This is a genomic window from Massilia timonae (assembly GCF_001866515.1).
Lineage (GTDB): Bacteria > Pseudomonadota > Gammaproteobacteria > Burkholderiales > Burkholderiaceae_D > Telluria > Telluria timonae.
Genome location: NZ_JRYB01000001.1, coordinates 172,066 through 189,294 on the forward strand (window position 1 = coordinate 172,066; position 17,229 = coordinate 189,294).

Below are 17,229 nucleotides of genomic sequence, written 5' to 3' on the forward strand. Positions count from 1 at the left end.
AGGCGCTGTCAAGCGTGTGTCTGCATTGCGTGCAGATGCCGTACATTAGCGCCATCGACAACGAAACAGACCCAACCCATGCAAGCGATTCCCCTCGTCGCGACCACGCGCGGCTATCCCGACTCCGGCAATGTGATCGAAAACGTCCACTGGGGTTCGGTCGCCGTGGTCGACACCCGCGGCCGGCTGTTGTGGTCGGCGGGCGACCCGGACTATCCGACCTTCACCCGCTCCGCCCTGAAACCCTTCCAGGCCCTGCCCTTCATCCTGTCCGACGGTCCGGCGCGCTTCGGCCTCACGCAGGACGAAGTGGCGCTGCTGTGCGCCAGCCATTCGGGCGAGGACATCCACCTCGAGGGCGTGCGCGCCATCCTGGACAAGATCGGCCTCGAACCCGGCCATCTCGAATGCGGTTGCGCGCAGCCGCTGCACTACGAGTTCACCGGAACGAAGCCGCCGCAGGATGCGCAGTGGACGCCGCTGCACCACAACTGTTCCGGCAAGCACAGCGGCTTCCTGGCCTGGTGCAGGCTGCACGACGTGCCGACCGCCAACTACGTCGAGCGCGGCCACCCGCTGCAGCAGGCGATCCGCGCCACGCTGGCCGACACGGCCGGCGTGCCGGCGAACGCCATGCCGACCGGGATCGACGGTTGCTCGGCGCCGAACTATGCGCTGCCGCTGTCGCGCCTGGCGCACCTGTATGCGCGCCTGGCGCATGGTCCCAACGACCCGCAGCTGGGCGGCGCGATGGGCGTCCTGTGTGACGCCATGACGGCTCGGCCCGACATGGTCTCGGGCTTGGCGCGCACCGACCTGCACTGGATGACGGCCGGCGGCGGCGACTGGGTGGCCAAGATCGGCGCCGACGCGGTGCAGGCGATCGGCGTGCGCTCGGCCGGGATCGGCATCGCGATCAAGATTGCGGACGGCAACAGCCGCGCGCTGCATCCGGCCGTGTACGCCGTGCTCGACCAGCTCGGCCTGCTCGACGCCGAGCGCAAGGCCGCGCTCGAGCGCTACCGCCAGCCCGCCATCAAGAATGCGCGCGGCGCGGTGGCGGGCGACATCCGTCCCATCTTCACGCTGGAGGGGCGGCCGGTGAACGGGTGACTTCACCGAAATAACACGCGATGCGTCCATACAACAGCCAGCACATCGGGAGATTTCATTTTAGGTTTAAACAGGTGATACTTTCCTGGCGGAATTTTCCGTTTCTACGGGTTACTGACATCGTGTTAAAAAATCTACGCATCGGCTCGCGCCTGACGCTCGCGTTCGCCACGATCCTCGTTCTCTCCCTGGCCGGCACCGCTTTCGCGCTGTATACCACGCGCAGCAGTGCCGAAGCCACCCACCAGATGATGCAGAAGCCCCTGACCAAGGAACGCCTGGTCTCGGACTGGTATGTCATGACGTATTCGGCGATTGCCCGCACCTCGCTGATCGCGCGCAGCACCGACAGCACCTTGTCGACCGTGTTCGCCAAGCCGATCAAGGACAGCGTCGCCGACACCACCGCGATCCTCAAGAAGGTCGAAGTCCTGCTCGACTCACCCGAAGAAAAACAGACGCTGCAAGAGATCCTGGGCCTGCGCAAACAATACCAGGCGGCCAAGGAAGTGGTGATGAACGCCCGCACCGCAGGCGACGCCGCCGGCGCGGAGCAAGCCTATGAGACGGTCTTTTCCCCGGCCGCTGCGGCCTATGGCGCGCGGGTGCTGAGCCTGCTGCAGATCCAGCGCAAGTCGATCGACCAGATCGCGCTCGACATCGAGGTCGCGAACGAGCGCAGCACGCGCCTGGTGATCCTGCTGACCGTGCTGGCCACGGCGCTCGGCTCGGTCGCCGCCGTCATGATCACGCGCAGCATCACCCGGCCGCTCGACACCGCGGTGGACGTGGCCAGGACGGTGGCGGCGGGCAACCTCGGCAATACCTTCGCCACCTACCCGAAGGACGAAGTGGGCGACCTGATGCGGGCCCTGGAAACCATGAACGGCGCCCTGGCCCGGGTCGTGGCCGAAGTCCAGCAAGGCACCACCGCCATCTCCACCGCGTCGAGCGAGATCGCGGCCGGCAACCTCGACCTGTCGAGCCGCACCGAGCAGCAGGCCAGCTCGCTCGAGGAGACGGCGGCCTCGATGGAAGAACTGACGGCGACCGTGCGCCAGAACGCCGACAATGCGGTGCAGGCCAATGGCCTGGCGCAGGCGGCGTCCGAGGTGGCGGCGCGCGGCGGCGCCATCGTCGGCCAGGTGGTCGACACCATGGGCTCGATCGACGCCTCGGCACGCAAGATCGTCGACATCATCGGCGTGATCGACGGCATCGCCTTCCAGACCAATATCCTGGCGCTCAACGCCGCCGTGGAAGCGGCGCGCGCCGGCGAACAGGGCCGCGGCTTCGCCGTGGTGGCGAGCGAAGTGCGCAACCTGGCGCAGCGCTCGGCCAGCGCGGCCAGGGAAATCAAGGGCCTGATCGGCGACTCGATGACCCAGGTGAATGCCGGCACCGCCCTGGTGCAGCAGGCCGGCACCACCATGCACGACGTGGTGAGCAGCGTGGCGCGCGTGACCGACATGATGTCCGAGATCACCTCGGCCACCCAGGAACAGCGCACCGGCATCCACCAGGTGAACGAGGCGATCACGCAGATGGACCAGGTGACGCAGCAGAACGCGGCGCTGGTGGAACAGGCCGCCGCGGCCGCGGCCAGCATGCAGGAACAGGCGGCGCGCCTGGCCGAGGTGGCGGCCGGCTTCAGGTTGGGCGATGCGGATGCCCGGCCGCGCCTGGCGCTGCGCAAGAGTCCGGCGCTGGCGATGTAAGCGATGCCGGCGGCGGCAGGCCGAAACTCAGGCCGCCAGCCGGCGCAGCATGGCGGCGATCGCGTCCAGCACCGCGGCGTCTTCCCAATAGCTCTCGTGCGACAGCGGGTTCCAGCTGCGCGCCAGCAGGCTGCCAATGCCGCCGCTGGCATTGATCGCGCGGTCCTCGACCAGCGCCCGGTAACCGCCCGACAGCGGCTGCAGCGGCCAGCCCAGCACGTCGTCCGGATCGTAGAAATTGATCCACTTGAACAGCGAAGTGGGCGGCGCGATCGGGATGATGTCCATCTCCTTGTGCGCGGCGACGAAGATCGGGATATTGCAGCCGGTGGTGACCAGGCCGGCGCAGGTGCCGCCGCCCAGGAACACGCGCTCGCTCGCGGTCAATGGCCGGCCCAGCGCGCTGGAGGCCCAGGCGTCGATATTGCGCCAGACGCCGGCGCCCACCGGCCGCCCGGCGGCCGCCTTCTGGGCGTCGTACAGATAGCTCGACAGCACCTGGCCGCCCAGCGACTGGGCCACGAACACCACCGGCATGTCGGGACGCACCGCATGGGCCGACAACAAGGCGCCCGCGATTTCTCCTTGGGCCAGCTCATAGACCGAGCCGGGGATTTCCTTGCGGTTTTCCAGTCCGGCGGCGTCGCCCAGCCCGTACAGCACGAATTTGCGCAAGGCGTCGTAGCGCACCTTGCCGGCGGCGGCGGTGCGCTCCCAGACCTGGCGCTGGTTCTCGTGCAAGATGCCCTGATAATAGACCGAGCGCATCGTCACCTGGCCCGCCAGCCCGCCCAGGCGGCTGCGCAGCTGCGCCATCAGGCCGTCCGCATACGCGGGCAGCGTCTCTCCCATGCCGTGCACGGCGATCAATGCAACTTGCGACATGAAAACCTCCGCTCGATCTGGCGCAAAGTGCGTCGTTATCGCTAGCGTATCAGTTCATGCGCACTGACGCATCTCAATGCATTGAGCAGGACATGGGTATATAGGCCGGGCCCGTGTTGGCTCAGCGGGCGGCACTCCTGGCGGTCAGGAAATCGTCGATCAGCTCGACGGTGGCGTCCGGATTTTCTTCCATCATCCAGTGACCGGCGCCGGGCACGACGGCTTGCCGCACATCGAGCGCGGCATTGCGCATCACCGTGGCCATCATCGGGCCGAACGATTTTTCGCCGCCCACCGCGAGCACCGGCATCGTGAGCTTGACCTTCGATGCGGCGCGGTTGTCGGCCACGTCGTGCGTGGCGATCGTGTTGAATTGCGCGAACGAGGCCCGCATGGCGCCGGGTTGCGCATACAGCCTGGTGTAGTAGGCCCGGGTGGCCTCGTCGACCTTCGCCGGGTCGGCGGCGAACTGGTTCCACAGGCGGTCCAGGAAGATGCGTTCGCGCCCGGCCACCAGGCGTTCGGCCTCCTTGCCGCCGAAATTGAAGTGCCACAGGCGCGGGTCGAGCACCAGTTCGTCCCACGGCGCCACCCCGGGCACGGGGGCATCCATCACGACCAGCCGCGTCACCTTGTCCGGATAGCGCACCGCGTAGGCATAGGCCACCATGGTGCCGATATCGTGGCCGACCACGTCGGCCCGGTCCTGGCCGAAGCGCTCGAGCACGGCGCGGATGTCGGCCGCCTGTGATTTCTTGTCATAGCCCGCGGGCGCCTTCGACGACAGGCCCAGGCCGCGCAGGTCGGGCACGATGACGGTGTGGCGCCTGACCAGGCGCGCGGCCAGCGGACCCCACATGTCGCCGGTGTCGCCGAAGCCGTGGATCAGCACGACCGCCGGCCCCTTGCCGCCGCTGCGTACATGGATGGTGGCGCCGTCGGCGGTCTGGACACTAGCCGTCTTGAAGCCCGCGGGCATCGACGGCTCGGCGGCCTGGGCCGCCAGCGCCGCCAGCGCCAGAAGGCAGCCGGCAACGGTGACTGAGCGGTACATTTTCATGATCGGCTCCTCGTATGCGACACCGCCAGCGTAGCGCATTTATCCCGGCTTCACGCCTCCCGAAAGACTGGCACAATGCCCAGCTCGTCGCATTCGCACAACCTGTCTCATGGAAATTCTTTTCGACCACTACGCCGACGCCATTGCCCGACTGGACCTGGATGCCGTCGCCGCGCCAGCCGGCATTCCAGAACACTTCCTGTTGGCACATGAAGGGCGTTACCGCAGCTATTACATCCCGTTCGAGTCGGTGAACCGCGCGGCGCGCGTGGTGGTGGTCGGCATCTCGCCCGGTTTCGTGCAGTGGAAGAATGCGATGCGCGAGGCGCAGCACCAGATGGCCACGGGCGCGTCACGCGACGCGGTGCTGGTGGCGGCGCGCCAGGCCGGCGCCTTCAGCGGCGCGATCCGGCCCAACTTCGTGGCCCTGCTCGATGCGATCGGGGTGCAGCGCTGGCTCGGCATCGCCAGCTGCGCCACGCTGTTCGGCCCGGATGCCGGGTTGGTCCATATCGGCGCCATCCTGCGCCATCCTGTGTTCGTCGACGGCAAGAACTACAGCGGCACGCCCGCCATGCCGCGCCACGCTTTTCTGCGCGAGGAAACACTGCGCTACTTCGCGCATGAAGCGGCGATGCTGCCCGATGCCGTGTACATCCCGATGGGGGCCAGCGTCGGCGCAGGTCTGGACTGGCTGGCGGCGCAAGGCGTGCTGACGGCGAGCCGCATCCTGCACGGCCTGCCCCACCCTTCCGGCGCGAACGCCGAGCGGGTCGCCTACTTCCTGGGCCGCAAGGAGCGTGCCGCGCTATCGGCCAAGACCAATGGCGCGCAGCTCGACGCGGCGCGCCAGGCCTTGCAGGCGCAGATGGCGGGGTTGATGGAAGGTCAGCGGATCTCGAGTTCGAAGGTGTCGACGCCGTCGACGCCGCCGCGCACGCGGTCGCCGGGCTTGAGCGCCGCCACGCCCGACGGCGTGCCCGAGTAAATCAGGTCGCCCGGCGCCAGCGTCACGAAGCGCGACAGGTAGGCGATCACGTCGGCGATCGGCCAGATCAGCTCATTGAGGTTGCCTTCCTGGCGCAGGGCGCCGTTCACCTCCAGCCAGATACGGCCTTCGGCCGGATGGCCCACCGCGCTCACCGGATGCAGGGCGCTGCAGGGCGCCGAGGCGTCGAAGCCCTTGGCCATGTCCCAGGGACGGCCGGTGTCCTTGGCTGCCGCCTGCAGGTCGCGCCGGGTCAGGTCCAGGCCCACGCCATAGCCCCATACCAGGTCGAGCGCATTGGCCGGGTCGATGTCGGCGCCGCCCGCGCCCAGCGCCACCACCAGTTCGATCTCGTGGTGCAGGTCACCGGTCGACGGCGGATACGGCACCGCGCCGCCGGCGGGCACCACGGCATCGGCCGGCTTGGAGAAGAAGAACGGCGGTTCGCGGTTCGGATCGCTCCCCATCTCGCGCGCGTGCGAGGCATAGTTGCGGCCGACGCAGAACACGCGGCGCACCGGGAAACGGCTGCTCGAACCGCTGACGGCCACCGAAGGCGTGGCGGGAGCGGTGAAGACGAATTCGGACATGCTCATCCTTTCATTGAGGGAAGCATGATCATACTACCGCCATCGCTGGCCGTGGCCCCAGGAAACACTCAGGCCGGCGCCATCGTCTCTTCGGATTCGGACGCCGAAGCCGGCTTGGGCGTCACCGGAGTCGATGCCGCCTCCGCCACCGCCGCGAGCGCCGCGCTCGATTCCAGGATGCGCACCAGCGCCGTCATGTCGACCGGCTTGACCAGGTGGTGGGCGAAGCCCGCCTGCAGCGCCCGCTCGCGGTCCTTGGCCTGGCCGTAGCCGGTCACCGCGACCGGCACCGTGGCCGCCGTCTCGGGCAGGGACCGCAGCGCCGAGGCCAGCTGGTAGCCGTCGACGTCGGGCAACCCGATATCGATCAGCATCACGTCGGGCCGCTCGGCGCGCGCGCGGCGCAGGGCCGATTCGGCGTCGTACTCGACCGAGGTGGCGTGGCCCTGCACCTGCAGCAGGTTGGCCAGGCTGTCGGCGGCGTCGCTGTTGTCGTCCACGATCAGCACCCGCAGCTTGCGCTGCAGGACCGCGCGCGCGGCCTCGGGGTCGCCCGGCTGCATGTCGCCGCCGTCGCAGGCGCCCGTCACGCAGGGCAAGGTGAGCGTGAAGGTGCTGCCCAAGCCGACGCCGTCGCTGTGCGCGGCCACCTCGCCCTCGTGCAGGTCGATCAGGCGCTTGACCAGGGTCAGGCCCAGCCCGAGCCCGCCCTGCGAGCGCGCCAGCGTGCGCGCGCCCTGCGTGAACAGGTCGAACACGCTCGGCACCAGGTCGGGCGGCATGCCGGAGCCGTTGTCGCGCACGCGCAAGACCATGCGGCCATCGACCGCCTCGAGGGCGAGCACGAGCTGGCCGCCTTTTTGCGTGTACTTGGCGGCGTTGTTGACGATATTGGCCACGCTCTGCACCAGGCGTGTCTGGTCGCCGCGCACCCAGACCGGGGTCTCCGGCAGCTCCACCCGCACCTGGTGCGCTTTTTCCAGCACCAGCGGACGGGTCTGGTCGAGCGCCCCGGTCACCACCTCGCGGAAGTCGACCGTCGCCAGCTTGAGCTTGACCAGGCCGCGCGTCACGCGCGAGACGTCCAGCAGGTCGTCGATCAGGCGGCTCATGTGCTTGACCTGGCGGCTGATGATGGAACTGGTCTGGCAGATGCGCGGCTCGCTGGAGAACTGCATGCTCAGCAGGCTGGCCGAGCTGCTGATCGGCGCCAGGGGATTGCGCAGCTCGTGCGCCAGCATGGCCAGGAATTCGTCCTTGGCGTGGCTGAGGCGCTCGGCCTGCACCCGCGCCGCGCGCTCGCTCTGCAGCAGCGCATCGCGCTCGAGCGCCGACTTCTGGGCGACTTCGTACAGCTGGGCGTTGTCCATCGCCACCGCGGCCTGGGCCGCGACGCCGGACACGATGCGTTCGGTGCGCTCGCTGAACACGCCGGCGTCGGGGTGGCCGAAGAACAGGCCGCCCAGCACCCGGCCCGAATGCGAGACCACCGGCACCGCCAGGAAGCTGCGCACCTTGAGGTGGCCCGGCTGCATGCCGTAGGCCACCAGGGCGGCATAGCGCGGGTCCTGGCCGATATCGCTGCTGCGCAGCGAACCCTGCCCCTGCATCACCAGGCGGAAGATCTCGGCCGACGGCGGCGGCCCGATCTGCTCGAAATGCTCGCGCGCGGCGCCCGACAGCGCGTACAGGCGCATGCGTTCGCGCTCGCCGTCGGCATTGTGGAAGAAAGCGCCGTAGCGCGCGCCGCTCAGCTCCGTGCCGGCGTCGGTGATCGCCTGCGACAGCGTTGCCAGGTCGAGCGTCGAGGCCAGCACCTGGCCGGTGCGATTCACCGCCTCGAGCACCCGCGACTCGTCGCGCAGGGTTTCCTCGAGGCGCGAGCGGCGCACCACTTCGCGCGTGTGGCGCGCCACGTCCTCGGCCATCGCCGTTTCTTGCTCGGTCCAGTGGCGCGCGGACGGCTCGTGCAGGTAGAACACGGCCGACAGGCGCGCTTCCTCGATGATCGGCACGATCACCACCGCGCGCGCGCCGATGCCGGCATACGCCGCAGCGCACGGCGCCGAGCGGGGGTCGGCCGCGACGTCGTCGATGCGCACGGTGCGGCCCTGGCGCAGCATGGCGGCGATCTCGGGCCCGAAATCGTCCAGCACATGCGACATGCCGCCCAGGCTGGCCATGCGGCCGTCGGTCCAGTCGCGGTCGACGTTCACGGTGCGGCCGGCGGGATCGATCTCGCCATAGCCGACGCGCGCCGCGCCCAGGGTCTGCCCGGTCATGGCGCTGGTGGCCTTGATGATGTGGATGGCGTCGTCCAGGCCTTCGAGGGTCTCGCCCAGCTTCTGGTGAAAAGCGTGGCGGTGCTCGGACAATACGTCGGACGTGGTCTCGGTGAGCACGCAATAGACGCCGGCCACCTGCCCCGCATGGCGCACCGGCGACAGCGAGACGGAAAAGAAACGCCGCTCGCGCTTGCCGTTGCGCTCGAACTCCATCAGGGCGTGCTGGAGCTGGGTCGCTTCGCCGGCCAGCACGAGGTCGAAATACGGACGCATGCGCTCCCACAGCTCGGGCCGGACGCTGGCGTACGGCGCGCCATGCGCGCCAGGGTGCTTGTCGCCCAGCAGGTCGGAATAGGCGTCGTTGTAGAACAGGCGCAGGTCGTGGCCCATGGCCAGGAACATCGGAAAGCGCGATGCCAGGATCAGGTCGAAGATGGCGCGCAGGCCTTCGGGCCAGGAGTTTGGCTCCAACTGCGCAGGCTCGGACTGCGCTGGATCGGACTGCGCCGGCTCTCCCAGCGCCAAGCCGCCGACGGCCGCCGGCGGGAAACTGCTCAGATTGCTCATCAGGATTGCCCAGTATGGTTCTCGCGAAGCTGGCTGGGCTTAATACATTGGAACGTTTCCCCTCACGTTCTTATTGCCCCGCCGCCAACATTTTCTTATTGTCGGCGATTATAACGAGCAAACAGAATGGGCTGCGCCCGTTACACATCCGTGACTTTTGGTGGTTGCATCTACGACACAATTCAATAGATCTCGGCGGCGGCGGCCCGCACGGCCGTCAAGAGCAGGTCGGCGCCCGGCGACAGCAGGTGGTCTTGCTGGCGGATGATGCCGAAAGCATCCATCTTGCATGGCAGCTCGATGGGCAGGATGCGCATCACGTTCAGCGAGGCGTAGTACTGCGCCACCTCCTGCGGCATCACGTGCAGGGCGTCGGTCTGCTGCAGCAGCGCCGTCACCACCAGGATCGCGGTGGTGTCGACCACGTTGCCGGGCGGCGGCAACCCAACGCGCCGGAACATCATGTCGAAGCGGTGGCGCAGGATGCTGCCGGGCGACGGCAGGATCCACGGCCGGGCGGCGATGTCCTCGAGCGTCAGGCCGCGCCGCTCCAGCAGCGGATGGCCGGGGCGGACGACGGCGCAGGCCGGCTCCTCGCTCAGCTCCTCGTAGATCAGGCCCGTCGACTCCTCCTTGTCCAGGATGCGGCCGATCATGAAGTCGAGGGCGCCGTGCTTGAGCTTGTCGAGCAATACGTTACTGGATTCGAGCTGCACGCCAATGCGCAGCAATGGCGCCTGCTCCTTGATGCGCGCGATCGCGCGCGGCAGCAGCGCCATCGCCGGCGCCATGATCACGCCCACCTCGACCTGCCCCGCCAGCCCGGCCTTGAGCGCGACGATGTCGTCGTGCGCCAGCGCCAGGCTGGTGAGCGCCATGCGCGCGTGGCGGATCATGGTCTCGCCGTAGATGGTCGGCTCCATCCCGCGCGGCAGGCGCTCGAACAGGCGCACGTCGAGCATCTCTTCCAGGTCCTTGACCTGCTTGGACGCCGCCGGCTGCGTCATGTGCAGTTCCTCGGCCGCGCGGTGGATATTGCGGTAATCGTCCAGCGCGATCAGCAGCAGCAGCTGGCGCGTCTTGAGGCGCGCCTTCAGGAACCAGTTCGGGTTTGTCGTATCCATCAGGAAATCATATCAGCGTGCTCACTTGCAGCCCGGCGCAGGATTCGCGGCCGGGCCTTCTGCCGTCTGCGGCACGGGCAGAATGGCGCCGTCCGGGCCGTAGCGCAGCTCTTCGACCGCGACCGAGCGCCGGTATTCGCCGCCCGTGGGTAGCTTGCCGTTATGGTAGAAGATGTACGACTTGTTGTTGAACTCGACGATGGCCTGGTGGATCGTGTTGACGTTGGTGTTCTTTTCCATGATCACCCCGCCCATGGTCCAGGGCCCGGTGGCCGTGGGGCCGGTCATGGCCACCGTCTCTTCCGGGAAGTGGCGCGAGTAGGTCAGGTAATAGGTGCCCTTGCGCTTGTGCAGGTAGGCCGCCTCGACGAAGTGTTCGAGGCCGACGGTGTGGATCGGGCCATCCAGTTCGATCATATTGGCTTTCAGCTTCGCGTACTTCATGACGGTGTTGCCCCAGTACAGATAGGCCTGGCCGTCGTCGTCGATGAACACGGCCGGGTCGATGTCGTCCCACAGGATCTTCGTCTGTTTCGTCATGTCGTTCGAGACCAGGGCCTTGCCGAGGGCGTCGACGAAAGGACCGGTCGGGCTGTCGGAGACGGCGACGCCGATCGCCTTGCCGGGGATGGTGGCGTGATCGACGGTCGAATAGAAATAGTACTTGCCGTCGCGCTTGACGATGTCCGAGGCCCAGGCATCGCGCCCGGCCCACTTGAAGGTCGAGTAGCGCAGCGGCGAGCCGTGATCAAGCCAGCGCTTCATGTCGCAGCTCGAATACACACGCCACTCGTTCATCACGTAGTCCTTGCCGCCGACCGGTGCTTCGTCCTTGCCGACGTAGACGTAGACGCGGCCGTTATCGACCAGCGCCGCGGGATCGGCGGTGAAGATGTCCTTCACGATCGGGTTGCTGGCGTGCGCGCAACTGGCGGCGCACAGCGCCGCGGCAAGGATGGTGTTCATCAACATGGTGTCTCCTTGATTCTTATTTTGATTTGAACGCCATCACGCGCTGCACCACGCAGAACACGAACAGCAGGCCGCCGATCACGATCCTGGTCCACCACGAGCTGAGCGTGCCGTCGAAGGCGATCAGGGTCTGGATCGTGCCCAGCACCAGCACGCCCGACAGCGCGCCCAGGATGTAGCCGTAGCCGCCGGTGAGCAGCGTGCCGCCGATGACGACGGCGGCGATCGCATCGAGTTCCGTGCCCTGCGCATGCAGGCCGTAGCCGGACAGCATGTAGAAGGCGAACAGCAGGCCCGCCAGCGAGGCGCAGAAGCCGCTGAAGGCATACACCAGGATCTTGGTGCGGCCGACCGACAGGCCCATCATCGCGGCCGACTGCTCGTTGCCGCCGACCGCATACACGGCGCGCCCGAAGCCGCTGTAGTGGGCCAGCCAGACGGCGAAGCCCAGCATGGCGAGCGCGATCAGGGCGCCGGGAGAAAGAAAGCCGCCGAAGAACGGGATTTGCGTCTGCGACATCGCCACGAACAGCGGATCCTCGATCGTGATCGACTCGATGCTGATCAGGTAGCACAGGCCGCGCGCCAGGAACATGCCGGCCAGGGTGACGATGAAGGGCTGCAGGCGGAAATAGTGAATGACGGCCCCCATGCCGCCGCCGAACAGGAAGCCCAGCGCCAGCACGGTGGCGACCACCGCCAGCGGCGGCCAATGCGCCACCTGCAGCAGCCAGGCCGCGATCATGGTCGACAGCGCCAGCACGGCCCCGACCGACAGGTCGATCCCGCCCGAGAGGATGACGAAGCCCATGCCGATCGCGATCAACAGCAGGAAGGCGTTGTCGATCAGGAGGTTGAGCATCACCTGCAGCGACAGAAATCCTTCGTACAAGGCGCCGCCGATCAGCAGCATCGCGGCCAGCAGGACCACCGTGACCAGCGAGGTGAAGGACGGCGCTTTCGTCAGCTGCCGCATATTGCCGAGGACCGCGTTCATGCCGCCCTCCGCTTCCACAGGCGCTTGAACTGGTCCGACTGCGACATACAGACCAGGAACACGACGACCGACTTGACGACCATATTGACCTCGGGCGGCACGCCCAGCGAATAGATGGTGTAGGTGAGCGTCTGGATGATCAGCGCACCGATGATGGAGCCGGCCAGGCTGAACTTGCCGCCGGCAAGCGAGGTGCCGCCCAGGGTCACGGCCAGGATGGCGTCGAGTTCGAGCATCAGGCCGGCGTTGTTGGCGTCCGCGCTCTTGACGTTGGAGCTGATCATTAGCCCCGCCATGCCGGCGCAGGCGGCGGCGAACACGTAGACGAACACGATCAGGGCCGCGGTGCGGATGCCGGCCAGGCGTGCGGCCACCGGATTGATGCCGACCGCCTGGATGAACAGCCCGAGCGCGGTATGGCGCAGCAGCAGCGCGGTGATGCCGGCTACCGCAGCCACCACGAACAGCGCGAACGGCAGGCCGAAGAGGTAGCCGCTGCCGAGGAAGAAGAACGGCTGATAGTAGACGGTGACGATCTGGCCGTCGGTCAGCAACTGCGCCAGGCCGCGGCCCGCCACCATCAGGATCAGGGTCGCGACGATGGGCTGCAGCCCCAGGCCGGCGACGAGCAGACCATTCCACAGGCCGCACAGCAGCGCGACGCCGAGGGCGGCGGCCATCGCCAGCAGCATCGGCGTCTCGGCCACATAGACCGGCACGCCGTCCTGGATCACCATCGTCCCGCCAATCAGCATCGATGCCACGGTGCCGGACAAGGCCACCACGGCGCCGACCGAGATGTCGATGCCGCGCGTGGCGATCACCAAGGTCATGCCGATCGCCGCCAGCATCAACGGTGCGGCGCGGTTGACGATGTCGACCAGGGAACCGTACAGGTGACCGTCCTTGATCTCCAGGCGGAAGAAACCGGGGATGAGAAGAAAATCGATCAGCAGCAGCGCGGCCAGCGCGGCCAGGGGGCGGAACAGGTGGTGCGCCAGCGCCCGGGCGAGCAGCGAGGCGCGCACCGGCGGTACTGGCTTTGCAGCTGGCGTGGCCGCCGCCACGGACGCTTGTTCCTTGACGATCATCGGCAGCCCTCCCCTGCAATCACGTGCAGCACCGAGCTCTCGTCCAGCTCGCCACGGCGGTACTCGCCGCAGGCCTTGCGGTCGCGCATGACGACGATGCGGTCGGAGACGCGCAGCACCTCGGGCAGCTCGGACGAGATGAACAGGATGGCCATGCCCTTGCGGCACAGCGTGGTGACGTAATCCATGATTTCCTGCTTTGCCCGCACATCGATGCCGCGGGTTGGTTCGTCGAGGATCATCAGCCTGGGCTCAGTGGCCAGCCAGCGCGCCAGCAACACTTTTTGCTGGTTGCCGCCCGAGAGCGTGCCGATCGGCGTCTCGATACTCGCCGTCTTGATCCCCAGTTGTTTGACGTAATAGTCGGCCAGCGCCTGCTGGCGACGCAGCGGGATCGCGCGCAGCAATCCCTGGCGCGCCTGCAGGGCCAGGATCAGGTTTTCGCGCACCGACAGGTCGAGGATCGCGCCCTCGTGCTTGCGGTCTTCGGAGCAGAAGCCGATGCCCTCGCGGATCGCGTCGCGCGGGGTGGCGAAGGTGGTCGAACGGCCGCCGATCTCGATCGCGCCATCGTCCGCCTTGTCGGCGCCGAACAGCAGGCGCGCGGTCTCGGTGCGGCCGGAACCCAGCAGGCCGGCAAGGCCCAGCAGTTCGCCCTGCTTGATGGTCAGGTCGAGCGGGGCCAGCACGCCGCGGCGTGCGAGTTCTTTTGTGCGCAGCAGGGTCGGGCCGGCCTGGTGGCCCTCTTCGATGCAGGTCTGCGGCTGCTCCCTGGTGTCGGCGGCCACGCCGATCATCTTGTTCACCAGCGCCAGGCGCGACAGCTCGCTGCACAGGTACTCGCCTTCGCGCTCGCCATTGCGCATTACCGTGATGCGGTCCGAGATCGCATAGGTCTGGTCGAGGAAGTGGGTGACGAACAGGATCGCCATGCCCTGCGCGCGCAGGTTTTTCAGCACCGAGAACAGCAACTGCACCTCGGCCTCGTCGAGGCTGGACGTGGGTTCGTCGAGGATCAGCACCTTGGCCGAGATGTTCAGGGCACGGGCAATGGCCACCATCTGCTGGATCGCCAGCGGATAGCTGGCCAGCGGCTGCTTGACGTCGACGTTCACCTGCAAACGCGCCAGCAGCTCGGCGGCGTCGCGGCGCATGCGGCGCCAGTCGATCATGCCGAAGCGGCGCGGATAGCGGCCGATGAAGATGTTCTCTGCGACCGACAGGTTCGGGCACAGGTTCACTTCCTGGTACACCGTGCTGATGCCGAGTTCCTGGGCGTGCTGGGTCGAGCGCGGCTCGATGCGCTCGCCACCGAGCACGATACTGCCGCGCTCCGGCTGGTAGACGCCCGTCAGCACCTTGATCAGGGTGGACTTGCCGGCCCCGTTCTGGCCCATCAGGGTATGGACTTCGCCCGGATACAGGCGCAGGCCCGCATCCGACAGCGCTTTCACGCCCGGGAACTGTTTGTGGATGCCGGTGACGTCGAGCACCGGCAGCGCCGCGGTCGAGGCGAGCATGGCCGCCTCAATACTTACGGTTCGGGAATTCCTTGGCTGCGACTTCGGCCGGGAAGACGCCTTCTTGCACCACGATGCGCTTCGGCACCGGCTTGCCGGCCTTGACCGCCTTGGCCGCTTCCATCAGCTGCGGACCGAGCAGCGGGTTGCATTCGACGGTGACGTTCAGCTTGCCCTGCAACATGGCCTCGAACGCGCCGCGCACGCCGTCGATCGACACGACCAGGATGTCCTTGCCCGGCTTGAAGCCCGCTTCCTCGATCGCCTGGATGGCGCCGATCGCCATGTCGTCGTTGTGCGCGTACAGCACGGTGATGTTCTTGCCCTCGGACTTGAGGAAGGCTTCCATCACCTCCTTGCCCTTGGCGCGGGTGAAGTCGCCGGTCTGGGAGCGGATGATCTTCAGCCGTGGCTCGGTCTTCATGATTTCCGCGAAGCCGGCCTTGCGGTCGATGGCCGGCGCCGAACCCACGGTGCCCTGCAGCTCGACGATGTTATAGGCGCGGTTCGGGTTCTTCTTCGCGTGCTCGACCAGCCAGCGCGCGGCGCGGCGGCCCTCTTCCACGAAGTCGGAACCGAGAAAGGTGACGTACAGCGACTCGTCGCTGACCTTGACGCCGCGGTCGGTCAGGATGACGGGGATATTGGCGCGCTTGGCTTCGCGCAGCACGGTGTCCCAGCCGGATTCCACGACCGGGGAGAAGGCGATGACGTCGACGCGCTGGGCGATGAAGGAGCGGATCGCTTTCACCTGGTTTTCCTGGCGTTGCTGGGCGTCGGCGAACTTGAGGTTGATGCCGGCCTTTTTGGCGGCGTCCTTGATGGAGGCGGTGTTGGCGGTGCGCCATTCGCTTTCGGCGCCGACTTGCGAGAAGCCGATGGTGAGGGGCTTGGCGGCGAAGGCGGTGGCTGGCGCGATTGCGGTAGCCACGGCCACGCCCAGGAGGTTCCTGCGGGTGAGTCTCATCACTTTGTCTCCGGTATTGTTGTTCTGCAATCCTAGGCCAAAGCGAGATACTGATCCAATCAATTTTTTGAGAGTTGCGATATGTTTTTGAATATCGTTCGTGACCTGCCCCCTTCACCGGCAGGCAGGTCCTCCGATCGCCGCTCAGGAATATGCCGAGCTCATATTCAACACCCCATTCGCCCCGCGCGGGAAGAACCCGCCCATGGTAACGGACTCCCTGGTCAGATAAACGATATTGAGCACATCGCCCGGCGTGCGGCTGAAGGCGATGCCGTCCTTGTCCAGCGGTACGATGTTCGACACGGTCGCATCCGACGCGTGGACGATGCCCTGGTCCACATCGCTCGTCCCATCGAGGCTGTCGCGCGCATCCGAGATCGCACCGGCCGCGGTGCGCAGCGACGGCGTGCTCAATCCTTTCGAGTACAGCACCGTGCGCACCAGCCCCGCGTGATAAGCCTCAGCCGCCAGGATGCCGGCCGCCGCCTCCAGGAAGGTCTTGTTCTGGATGAGCGGCGAAGCGCCCTTGTAGGCGGTCACGCCGACGTCTTCGAAGATGAAGGCGCCGAGCAGGAAGTTTTCGTCGCTGGCATACGGGTCGAAAGCGACGCCCGGGCCGACCAGGCCGGCGGCGCGCGCCGCGCTCGAGAACGCGCCGTTCGGATCGGTGCCGCCGATGTCCAGCGTCGGCTGGGCTACCGCCGCAGCGCCGAGCGCGCCGCGCAGAAAGGCGACGTGAGCGATCTCGTCTTGCGCGATTTCCTTCGCATACTGGGCCACCAGTGGATCCTTGAACTGCACCTGGCGGCCGCCGGTCACAGCGCCTTGCGTGCCGGCGCCGGTCAGCAGATTGGCCGGAAGGCCGACGCCCAGCGCCGCATAAGAATAGAACTGTGCTTCCAGGTATTCGAGATTGAGCGCGAAATTGAGGATGTCGACGTCGGTCGGCGCCGCAGCCTGGGCGATGGCGTCCTTGACCGAGCCGCCGCAGGCGCTCAGGAAGGTACCGCCCACCATGCCGACGCTGATGCCGCCGACGTTCTTGAAGAAGGAACGCCGTTTTTCGAGCTTCTGCTTGCGTGATTCGAGTAGCGCCAAGGTCACATTCGTATCTGTCATGGTAGTTCTCCTGTTGGAATAGCATCAAGAAACCGGGCCAGCGCATGCTCGAAAGTTTCAACCGGGAAAGTTACCTGAAACCGGCGACACAGCGCATGCAGCTTGTACTCGCGCCGGCCGCGTTCGGTTTCAACTATTTGACGACGCGCGCGGCCGCTCGCGTGCGCGTGCTCGGCGATATCGCGTGATATTGTCGAAACAAGCAGATTTCTTTCCCACGCGCTAACGTC

General features: G+C 66.9%; 15 protein-coding genes. 4 read left to right on the top strand and 11 right to left on the bottom strand.

The features are described 5' to 3' along the window. Nucleotides 1-78 precede the first annotated feature (78 nt). Both LO55_RS00810 and LO55_RS00815 read left to right on the top strand, forming a co-directional pair. Nucleotides 79-1,113: an asparaginase gene (locus LO55_RS00810; RefSeq protein WP_071360065.1), complete on the top strand. Its 1,035-nt coding sequence runs from the start codon at nucleotides 79-81 to the stop codon at nucleotides 1,111-1,113. A gap of 20 nt (nucleotides 1,114-1,133) precedes the next feature. Then, on the top strand, nucleotides 1,134-2,831 hold the full coding sequence (locus LO55_RS00815) for a methyl-accepting chemotaxis protein (protein WP_307188238.1): 1,698 nt from the start codon (nucleotides 1,134-1,136) through the stop codon (nucleotides 2,829-2,831). Nucleotides 2,832-2,858: 27 nt separating this feature from the next. On the opposite strand, the gene LO55_RS00820 is transcribed toward LO55_RS00815, so the two are convergent. Continuing rightward, nucleotides 2,859-3,716 carry a hypothetical protein gene (locus tag LO55_RS00820; RefSeq protein ID WP_071360067.1) on the bottom strand — a complete coding sequence of 286 codons (858 nt, stop codon included), beginning with the start codon at nucleotides 3,714-3,716 and terminating at the stop codon, nucleotides 2,859-2,861. A 121-nt stretch (nucleotides 3,717-3,837) separates the two neighbouring features. Continuing rightward, complete coding sequence (locus LO55_RS00825; protein WP_071363643.1) at nucleotides 3,838-4,770, bottom strand: alpha/beta fold hydrolase; 933 nt, start codon at nucleotides 4,768-4,770, stop codon at nucleotides 3,838-3,840. A 115-nt stretch (nucleotides 4,771-4,885) separates the two neighbouring features. Between LO55_RS00825 and LO55_RS00830 the strand changes: the two genes are divergently transcribed. Beyond that, the gene (locus LO55_RS00830) at nucleotides 4,886-5,764 is read left to right on the top strand and encodes a hypothetical protein (protein ID WP_071360068.1); all 879 of its coding nucleotides are present in this window, start codon (nucleotides 4,886-4,888) and stop codon (nucleotides 5,762-5,764) included. Here the strand turns inward: LO55_RS00830 and LO55_RS00835 are convergent. The 9 genes from LO55_RS00835 to LO55_RS00875 form a co-directional block, all read right to left on the bottom strand. Next, complete coding sequence (locus tag LO55_RS00835) at nucleotides 5,665-6,354, bottom strand: fumarylacetoacetate hydrolase family protein (protein WP_071363644.1); 690 nt, start codon at nucleotides 6,352-6,354, stop codon at nucleotides 5,665-5,667. The two genes, LO55_RS00830 and LO55_RS00835, sit on opposite strands and share 100 nt — an antisense overlap. Before the next feature lie 68 nt (nucleotides 6,355-6,422). Next, complete coding sequence (locus LO55_RS00840; RefSeq protein ID WP_071360069.1) at nucleotides 6,423-9,206, bottom strand: GAF domain-containing protein; 2,784 nt, start codon at nucleotides 9,204-9,206, stop codon at nucleotides 6,423-6,425. A gap of 182 nt (nucleotides 9,207-9,388) precedes the next feature. After that, nucleotides 9,389-10,330: a LysR family transcriptional regulator gene (locus tag LO55_RS00845; RefSeq protein ID WP_071360070.1), complete on the bottom strand. Its 942-nt coding sequence runs from the start codon at nucleotides 10,328-10,330 to the stop codon at nucleotides 9,389-9,391. 21 nt (nucleotides 10,331-10,351) lie between these two features. Then, nucleotides 10,352-11,302 (bottom strand): glycoside hydrolase family 43 protein, encoded by a 951-nt coding sequence (locus tag LO55_RS00850; RefSeq protein ID WP_071360071.1) that lies wholly within the window; start codon nucleotides 11,300-11,302, stop codon nucleotides 10,352-10,354. 16 nt (nucleotides 11,303-11,318) lie between these two features. Continuing rightward, complete coding sequence (gene yjfF, locus LO55_RS00855; RefSeq protein ID WP_071363645.1) at nucleotides 11,319-12,299, bottom strand: galactofuranose ABC transporter, permease protein YjfF; 981 nt, start codon at nucleotides 12,297-12,299, stop codon at nucleotides 11,319-11,321. Beyond that, nucleotides 12,296-13,390, bottom strand: a complete 1,095-nt coding sequence (locus LO55_RS00860) for an ABC transporter permease (RefSeq protein ID WP_071360072.1) — start codon at nucleotides 13,388-13,390, stop codon at nucleotides 12,296-12,298. Before LO55_RS00860 ends, yjfF begins: the two co-directional genes overlap by 4 nt. Then, nucleotides 13,387-14,910 carry a sugar ABC transporter ATP-binding protein gene (locus LO55_RS00865; RefSeq protein WP_071360073.1) on the bottom strand — a complete coding sequence of 508 codons (1,524 nt, stop codon included), beginning with the start codon at nucleotides 14,908-14,910 and terminating at the stop codon, nucleotides 13,387-13,389. Before LO55_RS00865 ends, LO55_RS00860 begins: the two co-directional genes overlap by 4 nt. 7 nt (nucleotides 14,911-14,917) lie before the next feature. Beyond that, nucleotides 14,918-15,877 (bottom strand): ABC transporter substrate-binding protein, encoded by a 960-nt coding sequence (locus LO55_RS00870; RefSeq protein WP_071363646.1) that lies wholly within the window; start codon nucleotides 15,875-15,877, stop codon nucleotides 14,918-14,920. A 144-nt stretch (nucleotides 15,878-16,021) separates the two neighbouring features. After that, the gene (locus tag LO55_RS00875) at nucleotides 16,022-16,999 is read right to left on the bottom strand and encodes a ferritin-like domain-containing protein (protein WP_071360074.1); all 978 of its coding nucleotides are present in this window, start codon (nucleotides 16,997-16,999) and stop codon (nucleotides 16,022-16,024) included. Between the two features lie 44 nt (nucleotides 17,000-17,043). On the opposite strand from LO55_RS00875, the gene LO55_RS26610 reads away from it, so the two are divergent. Further along, nucleotides 17,044-17,187 carry a hypothetical protein gene (locus LO55_RS26610; RefSeq protein ID WP_177185489.1) on the top strand — a complete coding sequence of 48 codons (144 nt, stop codon included), beginning with the start codon at nucleotides 17,044-17,046 and terminating at the stop codon, nucleotides 17,185-17,187. The last annotated feature ends 42 nt before the right edge of the window (nucleotides 17,188-17,229 follow it).

Coding starts and splice junctions, on each gene's coding strand:
- LO55_RS00810 (WP_071360065.1), top strand. CDS start 79: ATGCAAGCGATTCCCCTCGTCGCGACCACGCGCGGCTATCCCGACTCC.
- LO55_RS00815 (WP_307188238.1), top strand. CDS start 1,134: ATGCGTCCATACAACAGCCAGCACATCGGGAGATTTCATTTTAGGTTT.
- LO55_RS00820 (WP_071360067.1), bottom strand. CDS start 3,716: ATGTCGCAAGTTGCATTGATCGCCGTGCACGGCATGGGAGAGACGCTG.
- LO55_RS00825 (WP_071363643.1), bottom strand. CDS start 4,770: ATGTACCGCTCAGTCACCGTTGCCGGCTGCCTTCTGGCGCTGGCGGCG.
- LO55_RS00830 (WP_071360068.1), top strand. CDS start 4,886: ATGGAAATTCTTTTCGACCACTACGCCGACGCCATTGCCCGACTGGAC.
- LO55_RS00835 (WP_071363644.1), bottom strand. CDS start 6,354: ATGTCCGAATTCGTCTTCACCGCTCCCGCCACGCCTTCGGTGGCCGTC.
- LO55_RS00840 (WP_071360069.1), bottom strand. CDS start 9,206: ATGAGCAATCTGAGCAGTTTCCCGCCGGCGGCCGTCGGCGGCTTGGCG.
- LO55_RS00845 (WP_071360070.1), bottom strand. CDS start 10,330: ATGGATACGACAAACCCGAACTGGTTCCTGAAGGCGCGCCTCAAGACG.
- LO55_RS00850 (WP_071360071.1), bottom strand. CDS start 11,302: ATGTTGATGAACACCATCCTTGCCGCGGCGCTGTGCGCCGCCAGTTGC.
- yjfF (WP_071363645.1), bottom strand. CDS start 12,299: ATGAACGCGGTCCTCGGCAATATGCGGCAGCTGACGAAAGCGCCGTCC.
- LO55_RS00860 (WP_071360072.1), bottom strand. CDS start 13,390: ATGATCGTCAAGGAACAAGCGTCCGTGGCGGCGGCCACGCCAGCTGCA.
- LO55_RS00865 (WP_071360073.1), bottom strand. CDS start 14,910: ATGCTCGCCTCGACCGCGGCGCTGCCGGTGCTCGACGTCACCGGCATC.
- LO55_RS00870 (WP_071363646.1), bottom strand. CDS start 15,877: ATGAGACTCACCCGCAGGAACCTCCTGGGCGTGGCCGTGGCTACCGCA.
- LO55_RS00875 (WP_071360074.1), bottom strand. CDS start 16,999: ATGACAGATACGAATGTGACCTTGGCGCTACTCGAATCACGCAAGCAG.
- LO55_RS26610 (WP_177185489.1), top strand. CDS start 17,044: ATGCTCGAAAGTTTCAACCGGGAAAGTTACCTGAAACCGGCGACACAG.